The organism is Flavobacterium sp. ARAG 55.4, assembly GCF_051846875.1.
GTDB classification, from domain to species: domain Bacteria; phylum Bacteroidota; class Bacteroidia; order Flavobacteriales; family Flavobacteriaceae; genus Flavobacterium; species Flavobacterium plantiphilum.
The window spans coordinates 196,934-209,086 of record NZ_JBPYCT010000001.1; the positions used below are offsets into that span (position 1 = coordinate 196,934).

10 protein-coding genes are annotated in these 12,153 nt (G+C 34.5%); 5 read left to right on the plus strand and 5 right to left on the minus strand.

Features of this window, described 5'->3' with window-relative positions:
- The first annotated feature begins 79 nt into the window (after positions 1 to 79).
- The 4 genes from ACSV4D_RS00875 to ACSV4D_RS00890 all read left to right on the plus strand — a co-directional run bounded on the left by ACSV4D_RS00875 (position 80) and on the right by ACSV4D_RS00890 (position 5,831).
- A complete protein-coding gene (locus ACSV4D_RS00875; RefSeq protein WP_439226793.1) occupies positions 80 to 1,204 on the plus strand; it encodes a glycoside hydrolase family 88/105 protein in 1,125 nt (374 codons plus the stop codon).
- Between the two features lie 108 nt (positions 1,205 to 1,312).
- Positions 1,313 to 2,647 (plus strand): right-handed parallel beta-helix repeat-containing protein, encoded by a 1,335-nt coding sequence (locus ACSV4D_RS00880; RefSeq protein ID WP_439226794.1) that lies wholly within the window; start codon positions 1,313 to 1,315, stop codon positions 2,645 to 2,647.
- Positions 2,648 to 2,688: 41 nt separating this feature from the next.
- The gene (locus ACSV4D_RS00885; RefSeq protein WP_439226795.1) at positions 2,689 to 4,491 is read left to right on the plus strand and encodes a prolyl oligopeptidase family serine peptidase; all 1,803 of its coding nucleotides are present in this window, start codon (positions 2,689 to 2,691) and stop codon (positions 4,489 to 4,491) included.
- 263 nt (positions 4,492 to 4,754) lie between these two features.
- Positions 4,755 to 5,831, plus strand: a complete 1,077-nt coding sequence (locus ACSV4D_RS00890; RefSeq protein WP_408080944.1) for a GntR family transcriptional regulator — start codon at positions 4,755 to 4,757, stop codon at positions 5,829 to 5,831.
- A gap of 39 nt (positions 5,832 to 5,870) precedes the next feature.
- On the opposite strand, the gene sppA is transcribed toward ACSV4D_RS00890, so the two are convergent.
- Positions 5,871 to 7,631 (minus strand): signal peptide peptidase SppA, encoded by a 1,761-nt coding sequence (gene sppA / locus ACSV4D_RS00895; RefSeq protein ID WP_439226796.1) that lies wholly within the window; start codon positions 7,629 to 7,631, stop codon positions 5,871 to 5,873.
- Between the two features lie 125 nt (positions 7,632 to 7,756).
- On the opposite strand from sppA, the gene folK reads away from it, so the two are divergent.
- Positions 7,757 to 8,896 carry a 2-amino-4-hydroxy-6-hydroxymethyldihydropteridine diphosphokinase gene (gene folK, locus ACSV4D_RS00900; protein WP_439226797.1) on the plus strand — a complete coding sequence of 380 codons (1,140 nt, stop codon included), beginning with the start codon at positions 7,757 to 7,759 and terminating at the stop codon, positions 8,894 to 8,896.
- A 2-nt stretch (positions 8,897 to 8,898) separates the two neighbouring features.
- On the opposite strand, the gene ACSV4D_RS00905 is transcribed toward folK, so the two are convergent.
- The 4 genes from ACSV4D_RS00905 to ACSV4D_RS00920 all read right to left on the minus strand — a co-directional run bounded on the left by ACSV4D_RS00905 (position 8,899) and on the right by ACSV4D_RS00920 (position 12,124).
- Complete coding sequence (locus tag ACSV4D_RS00905; RefSeq protein ID WP_439226798.1) at positions 8,899 to 10,095, minus strand: T9SS type B sorting domain-containing protein; 1,197 nt, start codon at positions 10,093 to 10,095, stop codon at positions 8,899 to 8,901.
- 69 nt (positions 10,096 to 10,164) lie between these two features.
- A complete protein-coding gene (locus tag ACSV4D_RS00910) occupies positions 10,165 to 11,031 on the minus strand; it encodes a hypothetical protein (RefSeq protein ID WP_439226799.1) in 867 nt (288 codons plus the stop codon).
- Positions 11,032 to 11,063: 32 nt separating this feature from the next.
- Entirely contained in the window at positions 11,064 to 11,600 is a 537-nt protein-coding gene (locus ACSV4D_RS00915) for an RNA methyltransferase (protein ID WP_439226800.1), read from the minus strand.
- A gap of 80 nt (positions 11,601 to 11,680) precedes the next feature.
- Positions 11,681 to 12,124: a DUF1573 domain-containing protein gene (locus tag ACSV4D_RS00920; protein WP_408080949.1), complete on the minus strand. Its 444-nt coding sequence runs from the start codon at positions 12,122 to 12,124 to the stop codon at positions 11,681 to 11,683.
- Positions 12,125 to 12,153: the final 29 nt, after the last annotated feature.

Sequence of the window (12,153 nt, forward strand, 5' to 3'; positions counted from 1 at the left end):
AAGCTATTTTTACCTAATTAATTATTTTTATCAAAAATAGGAACTTTAAATTTATTATTAATTCACAAAAAATAAACAAATGAAGAAACTGGTTTTAATCGTTACCTCTTTTTTATTATACAATTCGGCTTTGAGTGCGCAAAATCCTTTTAACAAGAAGGAAGTACTGGCTCAAATGGAATTGGCTAATAAATATTTCATGGACAAATGGCCAGATACCGGAAAAACAATTATCACTAATACAGAACGCCCAAGTAATATCTGGACCCGCGGAGTATATTATGAAGGATTAATGGCTTTGCACGAAATCTATCCAAAAGAAGCTTATTATAAATATGCTTACGACTGGGCAGAATTCCACAAATGGGGGTTCAGAGGTGGAAATACCACACGCAACGCGGATAATTATTGTGCGGCTCAAACCTATATTGATTTGTATAATTTAGAACCGGATGCTAAAAAACTTAAAAATACGAGAGCAAATATTAATATGTTGCTGAATACTCCACAAAATGACGATTGGTCGTGGATTGATGCTATTCAGATGGGGATGCCGGTTTTTGCTAAAATGGGTGTTTTAGAAAACGATAATAAGTATTATGAGAAAATGTATGAAATGTATATGTTTTCCAGAAATAAACACGGGGATAATGGATTATTCAATCCAAAAGACGGTTTGTGGTGGCGTGATGCTGATTTTGATCCTCCTTATAAAGAACCAAACGGAGAAGACTGTTACTGGAGCCGCGGAAACGGTTGGGTAATTGGAGCATTGGCAAAAGTATTGACCATCATTCCTGAAAATGCACCTCACAGAGCACAATATGTAAAAGATTTGAAAGCAATGGCGAAAGCCTTAGTGCCTATTCAGAGAGCCGACGGTTTCTGGAATGCAAGTTTGCATGATCCAAATAATTATGGAGAAAAAGAGGCATCGGGAACTGCTTTGTTTGTTTATGGAATTGCTTATGGCATTAACAATGGTCTTTTAGATAAGAAAACCTATTTGCCGGTTATTGAAAAAGCCTGGAAAGCATTAACCACTGAGAGTTTGCACAAAAATGGATTTTTAGGATACCTGCAATCTACAGGAAAAGAACCAAAGGATGGTATGCCATTAAGCTATGATAAAATTCCTGATTTTGAAGATTATGGTTTGGGTTGTTTCTTGTTAGCCGGATCAGAAATTTACAAAATGAAATAATTAAGAAATACTGTTTTGCTTTCTTCCTGTAAGTAAGCTTAATAGTTTGTAACAGGAAAAGGGAAGTTATTTAAGCTTCCCTTTTTAATTAAAATCAATTGCTGTAAGATGAAATCTAAAATCCTGATTGCCGTACTGTTTTTGAATAGCTTTTTTCTTTTTGCAAAAGAATTCTATGTTGCTCCTTCGGGAAATGATGCTCATAACGGAACAATTACAAATCCTGTTGAAACGATACAAAGAGCACAGCAGCTAGCCGGTTCAGGTGATACGGTTTTTATAAGAGGAGGAAATTATTCGATGAGAGAGGAACAAATTGCACAGTCAAGAGGCATCTGGGCATATGTTACTAAATTAGATAAAAACGGAATTTCTTATCTGGCTTATAAAAATGAAAAACCGGTTTTTGATTATAAAAACATTAAGCCTGCCGGAAAACGCATCATCGCCTTTTTAGTAAATGCAAATTATATTCGAATAAAAGGAATAGAAGTTAGAGGTGTTCAGGTAACAATTAAAACCCACACTCAATCAGAATGTTTTGAAGTTCGCGGAAGTCATAATGTTTTGGAACAACTCAATATGCATGATAATATGGCTATTGGAGTTTATATGCTGAGTGGTTCAAATAATCTGATATTAAACTGCGATGCTTACAATAACTGGGATTCTGTCTCCGAAGGAGGAAAGGGTGGTAATACCGATGGTTTTGGTGCTCATCTTCAAAAAGGAGATATCAATAATGTTTTCAGAGGTTGTCGTGCGTGGTTTAATAGTGATGATGGCTTTGATTTAATCAATAATGCCGAAGCTGTTTTGATAGAAAACTGCTGGGCTTTTTACAATGGTTACACTCCTGATTTTGTGTCCAGAGCTGATGGAAACGGGTTTAAGGCAGGTGGTTATGCTAAAGGCAGAAATCCGTACAGCAATGTAATTGCTAATTACACTCCAATTCCCAAAAACACAATCCGTTTTTGCTTGGCGGTTGGAAATAAACAAGGCGGATTTTATGCTAATCATCATTTAGAAGGCAATTATTGGCACAATAATACGGCTTATAAAAACAGAATAAATTATGATATGCTTAATTGTCTGGCTCTAAATCCTGTTGATTTTGGAACGGATGGTCCCGGATGGAATCATGAATTAGTTAATAATCTGGGGTTTGATGCTAAAGTTAGGGAGTTAGCAAATATTGATAAATCCCGTTGTGTATTGAAAAACAATTCTTTTGATTTGGCTAATATAAATGTAACCGCTTCTGATTTCAGGAGTCTTGATGAAAAATTATTGATGGCTCCGCGTCAGGCAGATGGAAGTTTGCCCGACACTGATTTCTTAAAATTAACACCTTTAAGTAAATTACTAGATGCGGGAATTGATTTAGGTTTTTCATTTAAAGGTAACGCACCGGATTTAGGATGTTTTGAAAGACAATAATTAGATTATTTATAAAAAGGATACAATTAATGAAATAAAATATGATTAAAGTAAACAAAAGATTATTTTTTAGAATTGCTTTTTTAGTGGGATTTTCACTAAATGGCTTTTCTCAGGAGAGTGCGGCATTTGCATTGTGGGATAAGGTTCCGGGAGCGATTAAAAATGAAGCTTACAAAGAAGAACCAAGATTGGATTCAAAAGGCAACCGAACAGGAATCAGAAAGGTAACTGAACCAACGTTAATGCCGTTTTTGGTTGAAAACAAATCATCTAAAAATGCGGCAGTTGTTATTTGTCCCGGAGGAGGATATTCAGTTTTATCTATTGATAAAGAAGGAATAAAAGTAGCTGAATGGTTTAATTCTATTGGAGTTTCGGCCTTTGTATTAAAATACCGTTTGCCATCCGATGATATCATGAAGGATAAAACGGTGGGGCCATTACAGGATGCACAAGAAGCTATTCGTGTTCTTCGCAGAAATGCTGAAAAATGGAACTTGGATGCGGATAAAATTGGAATCATCGGATTCTCGGCAGGAGGTCATTTAGCCGCAACGGCTTCCACTCATTATTTGGATAAAGTATATGATGCTAAGGATGATATGAGTGCACGTCCTGATTTTTCGATGCTGATTTATCCGGTAATTTCTATGGAAAACGGAATCACACATAATGGTTCGAAAGAAAGCCTTTTAGGAAAAACAGCTTCGGCTGATTTGATTGCTAACTATTCGAATGAAAAAGAAGTAAATGAAAATACACCGCCTACATTCTTAATTCATGCAACAGATGATGGTGCTGTTCCGGTAGAGAATAGTATTAACTATTATATGGCTTTGAAAAAGAATAAAGTTCCTGCCGAAATGCATATTTATCAAAATGGAGGTCATGGTTTCGGACTTGGGGTAGTGGGTACAAATACCGATTGGCCAAAAGCTTTGGAACATTGGTTAACGGCTAATAAAATAATAGCTGAAAAATCGGTTTATCTTTTTTCTTATTTCAAAGGAAATGGTGAAGATGGCTTGCATTTCGCTTACAGTGAAGATGGATATAAATGGCAATCTTTGAAAAACGATGCTTCGTTTCTGACTCCGGAAGTAGGTAAAGATAAACTTATGAGAGATCCCTGTATTATAAAAGGAGGTGATGGCTTGTATCATATGGTGTGGACAGTGAGCTGGACTGATAAAGGGATAGGATATGCTTCTTCAAAAGATTTAATCCATTGGTCAAAACAGGAATTTTTACCGGTTATGACTCATGAAAACGGAACACGTAATACCTGGGCTCCCGAAATCACTTATGATGAAGAGAAGAAAGAATACATGATTTACTGGGCGAGTACTGTAACAGGAAAATTTCCTGAAACACAATCTACTGAAGATACCGGCTATAATCACAGAATTTATTATACCACTACGAAGGACTTTAAAACTTATGCGCCGACAAAATTACTTTATGAGCCCAGTTTTAATGTAATTGATTCTTCGATTATGAAAGATGATAAAGGATATATTATGTTTTTAAAAGATGAAACAAAAGTTCCTGTGCAAAAAAATCTTAAAGTAGCATATAGTGATAAATTAACAGGGCCTTATTCAAAAGCCAGTACTCCAATTACAGGGAATTACTGGGCAGAAGGACCAACAGCTATTAAAATAGGCGGAAAGTGGATGGTGTATTTTGATAAGTACAGAGATCATAAATACGGTGCTTTAAAACAAACAGGAACCGGCTGGGAAGATGTTTCGGATAAAATTAGTTTCCCTTCAGGAACCCGTCACGGAACTGTTTTAGAAATACCAAAATCAGTACTTACGCAGTTAATGAAACAATAAATTTTTTATTTAACATCGCTACATAAATTTTAAAGCCGGTTTGATTAGTTTTTACACAATCAATCCGGCTTTTGTGTATATGATATATTTTTTCGTAAATTATAGTGATTTTGTTTTATTTTTGGACTTTTTATTTTTTATAGTAAAATTATTTTTATATTTGGTAATTGGTTACATGGGTTTATTTGGAGATATTAATTTCTCTTTTTTTAAATTGAAAAGAGAATTGTTCGTATGGAAAAGTAAAATTAATTTATAGGGAAATGGAAAAGTTTTTGACAAAAGAGATGATTGATGAGGGAGTTTCATTTTCAATGAGTTTAAGTGAAAACTCAAGAATCCCAAAATACAAACAGATAGTAGACTCGATAATTGATAGTATTTCTACAGGCAAATTACAGATGGATCAAAAGTTGCCTTCTATCAATATGCTTAGTGAGGAATTTTATCTTTCACGGGACACAGTTGAAAAAGCATATAATATTCTGAAAAAAAGAAAGATAATAACTCCTATCAGAGGTAAGGGATATTATGTAACACGTACCAAGTTAATTGCAAAAGTTAATGTACTTTTTTTAATCAATAAGTTAAGTTCTTATAAAATGAGAATTTACAATTCCTTTATAAATAATATTGGAGGAAATTCTCAGACAGATTTACACATTTACCATTGTGATCAGACATTGTTCCTTAATTTAATTGATAAATACATAGGAGTATATGATTATTATGTAATTATGCCTCATTTTAAAACGGATAATTTAACCCACTTTAGTTCGGGAGAGAGCGTTTTACAGGCAATTAATAAAATTCCAAAAGAAAAATTAGTCATCTTAGATAATAATAAAGGAATTGAAGATTCCATAATTGAAGTTTGTCAGGATTATGAAAACGATATTTATGGTGCTTTAAAACAAGGTATCGAAAAGATTTCAAGATATAATAAACTAATATTAATTTATCCCGAAAGTTCTGTTTATCCTTATCCCAGAAGGATTCTCAACGGGTTTAAAAGGTTTTGTGTTGATTCAGGATTAGAGTACGAGATTTTAAGAGAGGTTTATGATGATATTGTGTTGAAAAAAGGAGATTTGTTTATTACAATCGAAGAATCAGATTTAGTGAGTCTGGTTAAACAAATAAGAGATAAAGATTTTGAATTAGGTAGAGAAATAGGTGTGATATCCTATAATGATACTCCTTTGAAAGAATTGTTGGGAATCACGGTCATTTCAACTGATTTTAAAGTCATGGGAGCGACTGCTGCCAGTATGATTTTAAATAAAGAATCGGGAAAAATTAAAAATCCGTTTAACTTTATTGATAGAAATTCTATTTAAAAAAAATCGGTTTGAGTTTAAACTCAAACCGATTTTTTTTTAATTTATCGAAATTTCAAAAGGCATAATCGCCTGGACTCCTTTTCGGGATTGGAATTTTTTAACTTGCTGTAATAACTGGTAATTTTCTGTACCAATTTCTTCTTTTATTATATTCTTTTTACTGCTTGCAAAAGGAAATTGAGAAAGTACATCGTCGAAATCTTTTTCATATTCAGGATAATTCTGAGTGCTGTAATTTTTAATTTTTGATAAACGTGCCGCTTCAGCAACAGCAGCATTCAAACCTCCGATTTTATCTACTAAACCAATTTTTAATGCTTCAGAACCAGACCATACTCTTCCCTGAGCAATAGAATCAACTGCTGAAAAATTCATTTTTCGTCCTTCGGCAACATGATGTACAAAGGTTTTGTAAATATGTTCAATGCTTTCTAAGGTAACGGCTTTGAATTTTTCATCTACAGGAACAAACGGGCTGTAACTTGCAGCATTTTCATGTGTTTTTACCTGTTCTGTGTTAATGCCGATTTTTTTAGATAGCTCATTAAAGTTAGGTAAAATTCCAAAAACTCCGATTGAACCTGTTATGGTGTTATTCTGAGCAAAAATAGTGTTGGCATTACAGGCAATATAATAGCCTCCCGAAGCAGCATAATTACCCATAGAAACCACTACAGGTTTTACTTTTTTAGTTAATTCTACTTCTCTCCAGATCAAATCGGAAGTCAGTGCATTTCCTCCGGGACTATCAATTCTTAATACAATTGCTTTTACTTTTTTGTCTTTTCGGGCTTCCTGCAGGGAACGGCGCATAGAACCTTCGCCAATAGTATTTACATCACCTTCGCCACTTTGAATTTCTCCCTGAGCATAAATAATAGCAATCTTGTTATCGCTTTCCGTAATAACTGCGGTTGTAGTCATTTTGCGTGTGTAATCAGTGATTGATATTTTATTGTAATCTTTTTCAGTATCTGCTTTTAGTGCTTTTTTAATGTCATTATGATAAATGTCTTCATAGGTAATATGGTCGATAAGTTTTTCTTTTTTAGCCATTTCAGGAGTCCGGGCCAGCAGTCCATCGGCTATTTCGTTTAATTTGCTGATCGAGAGTTTTCTGCTTTTTGAAATATCAGCAGCAACAGAATTCCAGATGCTGTTTAATAATACTGTTGTTTGTTCTCTGTTTGCATCACTCATTTTATCTTCTAAAAAAGGTTCAACAGCACTTTTGTATTTTCCATGTCGGAGTACTTCCATTTTTACACCTGTTTTTTCCTGTAAATCTTTGAAAAACATAATTTCAGAAGATAACCCTTTAAAATCAAGTTCGCCTACAGGGTTTAAGTAAATACTATTAGCCACGGAGTTCAGGTAGTATTCTTTTTGTGAATAGCTATTAGCATAAGCCATGATAAATTTACCTGATTTTTTGAAGTTTTCTAAAGCATTTCTCAAGTCCTTAGTTTGTGCCATTCCTAATTGGGAATTGTTGTTTAAGATGGAAATACCTTTGATATTATCATCAATTGAAGCAACATCGATAGCATCTATGACATCTGAAAGTCCAATATTTTTTTCTTCAGAGAAAAAACTCATCCACGGATCTTTGTATTTTCCGGCATAGTCATAATGTATGTCTTCAAGATTTAATTCAATTACTGAATTATTTTTAAGGCTTTCTGTTTCTGATTCTCCACCAAAAATTGCGGCAATGAATATAATTCCGAAGAAAAACAGCATTAAAAATACAAACAACCCTACAACAGTCGCAATAACATTACTTAAAAACTTCATAATAATAGTTTTGATTTATTAGTGAAAAACATTCTCATTCCTGATTGTTGTATTGAAATAGGATGCTGACACTTTATGCAAATATATTGTTATTTCTAAAATTCTTTAGTTAATTTGTGCTTAATATGAAAGCACAACATCAGGTTATCTTATCCATTGGGAGTAATCAGGGCGACCGACTCAAAACAATCAAAAAATGCATCTGCCTGATACATCGGGAAATAGGAACGATAATCAGGCTGTCCCGTGTTTATGAAACGGCGGCATGGGGTTTTGACAGCGATGCTTTCTATAATTGTGCCTTAATTTTACACAGCCAGTTTTCGGCTCAGGAAGTTCTTCTGAAAGCATTATCGATTGAGCAAAAGTTAGGTCGTATACGCAAAAATGAAAGCGGTTATCAATCCCGGGTTATAGATATTGACATGATTGCTTTTGATGAGGAAATTATCAAAACGGAAGTGCTTAGTATACCGCATCCGTTAATGCAGAACCGGAAATTTGTTTTGTTGCCTTTTCAGGATTTAAAAATCAACTGGGTGCATCCTGTTTTTCACAAAACAATTGCTGAATTAATAACCGATTGTCCGGATCAGGGAGACTGTATTGTAGTAGAATCTTTAGAAAACCCGTTACAGAATACTATTTTTTTTCAAAAGATAAAATATATCGCTTTTGAAGGAAATATTGGAGTGGGAAAAACAACACTGGCTAATAAAATAGCTGAAGATTTTAAGGGTATAAAATTATTTGAACGGTTTGCAGATAATTCTTTTTTAGAGAAATTTTATACCGATCAGGAACGGTATGCTTTTTCATTAGAATTATCTTTTTTAGCTGACCGATATGAACAGCTTTCTGAAAATTTAAAACTTTTGAATTTAGAAAACAATTTTCTGGTAGCCGATTATCATGTTTTTAAATCATTGATTTTTGCAAAAGTTACTCTGGAAGAGCAGGAGTTTTTATTGTATAAAAAGTTATTTGAGATTATTTATAAAGAAATGCCCAAGCCGGATTTGTATGTTTATTTATTGCAAAAACCGGAGCAGTTGTTAAAAAATATTCAAAAAAGAGGACGAAGTTATGAGCAGGGAATTTCGGTTGGATATTTAGAAAAAATTAATGAAGCTTATTTGGATTATCTGAATCTGCAAACCGGTTTAGATGTTTTAATTATCGATATGAGTAACAGGGATTTTGTCAATAATCAAGAGGATTATCTTTTTGTTTTAGACGAAATTCAAAAGAAAATTCAGGAATAAAATTATCTTTTTAAAGAAAAATGACCCCGTTTTTCAGTTCCTGAATCATCAATTTTTAGTACATACCAATAATCAGCAGCAGGAAGCATTTTTTTATGATAAGTTCCATCCCAACTGGGATTGTTGCTGTTTAAAATATGGATTAACTTTCCATAGCGATCAAAAATTGTTACCGAAGCTCCGGGGTAAAAATGCAGTCCGTTAATTTCCCACCGATCATTGAAAGAATCGTTGTTCGGAGTAAAAAATTTTGGAACATTTATAACTATAAAGTCTTTAACAGCTGTTCCGCAAAAGTTAATTTCTCTTATATAAGCCGTATGTAAACCGCTTGAAACATTAAAAAAGACATTGGAATTTTGATAATTAATACCGTCAACAGCGTATTCAAAATAGTTTTCTTCTTTTTTAGGATAGATCACTACTGTGGTTTCATTCACATCAATATAGTTGATTTCAGGGATATTGCGCTCCAAAACGGTGATTGTTTTTCTACTGGTACAATTGTCGGGGTTAGTAATATCTACAGTGTAAGTACCAGCAGTGTTGACTGTGATTTGTTCCGATGTGTCACCTGTAGACCACAAATATTGCATATCTGTTAATCCGACATTTAGTTCTGTTTCAGATCCTTTGCATAAAATGACAGTTTCATCTGTTACTTCGGGTTTAGGGTATACTACAATATTCACAGGAATTCTGATTCCGCTGCTGCATCCATTATTAACTGCTTCGGCATAATAAGTGGTATTTTCAGTAAGTACAGGAGTTGTGAATTGTTCTCCGCTTCCTAAAATGGTGGTATCGGCAGAAGACGCGTACCAGTTTATAATTCCGAAATCAGTAGATGCTGTTAAAGTACTAGTTCCTGTTCCGCATAGAGGAACTGTTGTGTTAGGGATGTTTAAGGTTGGAATAGTATTGATAGTTGCTGTAACTTTTAATCTTGTAGATTCACAGTCAGTGACCTGAACATAGAAAGAGGTGGTGGCTGATAAAAAAGGGGTGGTAAAACTATCAGTTGTTGCTAATAAATTTCCTCCGGCAGGAGCGTCATACCAGCTTATGGTGCTGACCGAAGCGGTTGCTTTTAGAGTTAGTGATCCGTTATCACATCTTGCAGCTGGTGTAGTACTGGTAATTTGTGGTATAGTAAGAATTGTGCTCGCTGAAAGTTTTAATACAGGATCTCCGGGCATTCCGCCATATTCAACAATATATCCCCGGGGATGGTAATTAATAACGTTTGGAGGATCGCCTTGATCAGGTTAATCATTCCAGGTTCCGAGTCTTCCAACAGCCGGAGCGGTTATATGGGCATAGTTTTCGCCATTTGGTTTATTACTATTTGTAGCATTATTAGGTTCATTAGGGGAGTTCCAATTGGCATAATAATAAGGAGCGGTTGCATATCCATTGGTTTTTCCAATCCAGAAAGTTGTCCCGGCCTCGGGGCCTGTAACCCATTTCCATACGTCTTGCGTTTGGGCATCGCTTCCTCCAATCCATCCTGCACCTGGAGCCTGTGCACCGGCTAATTGGGCTTCATCCGCAGCTGTCAAAGTGGCTAAGTAGCCTTGTAGCCCATAATATTTGCGAATACCAGCTTCGTATTTTGCTCTTGTCCAGGAGACTCCATATGAAGGAACGTATTCGTAATAATGTCCGTTTCGGGGTAAATAACTCAAATTTCCAATCCCTATGCTGATTGAAAAACTCCTTGATCCGGACGGACTCGCAGATGAATTGAAAAACTCCACGGCTTCAATAGCTTTAATAAATTCAGTGTAAGGGACTAAAGTGCCGGCAGTACTGTAAATTTTAAGCTTGCCTTCAGTAACATTAAAAAAACTTGTTATCGCAGGATGAGCAGCAATATAATCATCATTTAATTTTAAGATATCTTGTCCGTTTACGTAACCGGAAGCTATTTGAATATACACTGCATCTGTACTTGTTTCTGATTCATCATCATTAGAGATAATAACATTTTCTGCAATCTTTGTATACGTTTGTGGGCAATAAATATTATTTCCGTCTGCTGTTATAGTTGGCGGATCAATAATGCTTGAATAACATGTGGTTTTAATCAATAATACTATGATTATTATAATATGCAAAAGCTTGGTTCTCATATTATAAAAGTATTATTTTTTTTGAGATGGGCTTATTTTGACCAATGTATTTTTTGAAATAAATCCCAGACTACAATTCCGGCACTCACTGAAATATTTAAGGAATGTTTGGTTCCTAATTGTGGAATTTCAATACAGCCATCACATGCAGCTACAGCTTCCTGAGCTACACCATGAACTTCGTTTCCAAAAACCAGCGCATATTTTTGATTTTCTTTGACTTCAAAATTTTGTAAAAAAACAGCACTTTCTACTTGTTCGATAGCCAGTGTGATTATTCCTTGCTTTTTTAAAGTGCTTATAGTGTCAATTACATTTTCGTTATGTTCCCAGCTTACAGTTTCGGTGGCTCCTAAAGCAGTTTTATGAATTTCTTTGTTGGGTGGTGTTGCGGTGATTCCACACAAATAAATTTTTTCAATCAGAAAGGCATCTGCGGTTCTAAAAACCGAACCAATATTGTGTAAACTGCGTACATCGTCCAGAACCAAAATAAGAGGTGTTTTCTCTGAATTTTTAAAATCTTCGATGGATTTGCGTTCTAATTCACTGTTTTCTAGTTTTCTCATTTTAGAAAATAATTTATGAAATAAAAAAAGCTTCCGATTTTAGGAAAGGGAAGCTTTTTGAAAGTTATATAATTTAAAAATTAGCTCTTTTTTGCATCATCAGGAAGTACTGTTCCTTTGATTGTTAAAGTTTTTGTAGGTTGTCCGGCAGCATTAGAAGATACCGTTACCGTTTTTGAAAAAGCTCCAACTCTGTCAGTTGCATATTTTACTCCAATTACACCTTTAGCTCCAGGAGCAATTGGTTCTTTTGGAGTTGAAGGTACTGTACACCCACAAGAACCTACAGCATTTGTAATGATTAATGGTTTGTTTCCGTTATTTGTGAAAACAAATTCGCGTTTTCCGTCTGCATTATGAGCAATAGTTCCGTAATCTATAGTTTCATTTTCAAAAACCATTCCCGCTCCGTTTACTTTTGCCATCTTAGTAGCAGTAGCTTTGATTTTTTTTGTTGTTTCCTGTGCTTTAGAAGTAGTAACTCCAAAAACAACTAGTGCAGCAAGTAAAATTATCTTTTTCATTTTTATTAGAATTTTGTTTGTAGAACAAA

Excerpts from the sequence above, each read along its gene's own strand:
- ACSV4D_RS00920 (WP_408080949.1), bottom strand. The coding sequence starts at position 12,124 with ATGAAAAAGATAATTTTACTTGCTGCACTAGTTGTTTTTGGAGTTACT.
- ACSV4D_RS00885 (WP_439226795.1), top strand. The coding sequence starts at position 2,689 with ATGATTAAAGTAAACAAAAGATTATTTTTTAGAATTGCTTTTTTAGTG.
- ACSV4D_RS00880 (WP_439226794.1), top strand. The coding sequence starts at position 1,313 with ATGAAATCTAAAATCCTGATTGCCGTACTGTTTTTGAATAGCTTTTTT.
- sppA (WP_439226796.1), bottom strand. The coding sequence starts at position 7,631 with ATGAAGTTTTTAAGTAATGTTATTGCGACTGTTGTAGGGTTGTTTGTA.
- folK (WP_439226797.1), top strand. The coding sequence starts at position 7,757 with ATGAAAGCACAACATCAGGTTATCTTATCCATTGGGAGTAATCAGGGC.
- ACSV4D_RS00905 (WP_439226798.1), bottom strand. The coding sequence starts at position 10,095 with ATGCCCGGAGATCCTGTATTAAAACTTTCAGCGAGCACAATTCTTACT.
- ACSV4D_RS00910 (WP_439226799.1), bottom strand. The coding sequence starts at position 11,031 with ATGAGAACCAAGCTTTTGCATATTATAATAATCATAGTATTATTGATT.
- ACSV4D_RS00875 (WP_439226793.1), top strand. The coding sequence starts at position 80 with ATGAAGAAACTGGTTTTAATCGTTACCTCTTTTTTATTATACAATTCG.
- ACSV4D_RS00890 (WP_408080944.1), top strand. The coding sequence starts at position 4,755 with ATGGAAAAGTTTTTGACAAAAGAGATGATTGATGAGGGAGTTTCATTT.
- ACSV4D_RS00915 (WP_439226800.1), bottom strand. The coding sequence starts at position 11,600 with ATGAGAAAACTAGAAAACAGTGAATTAGAACGCAAATCCATCGAAGAT.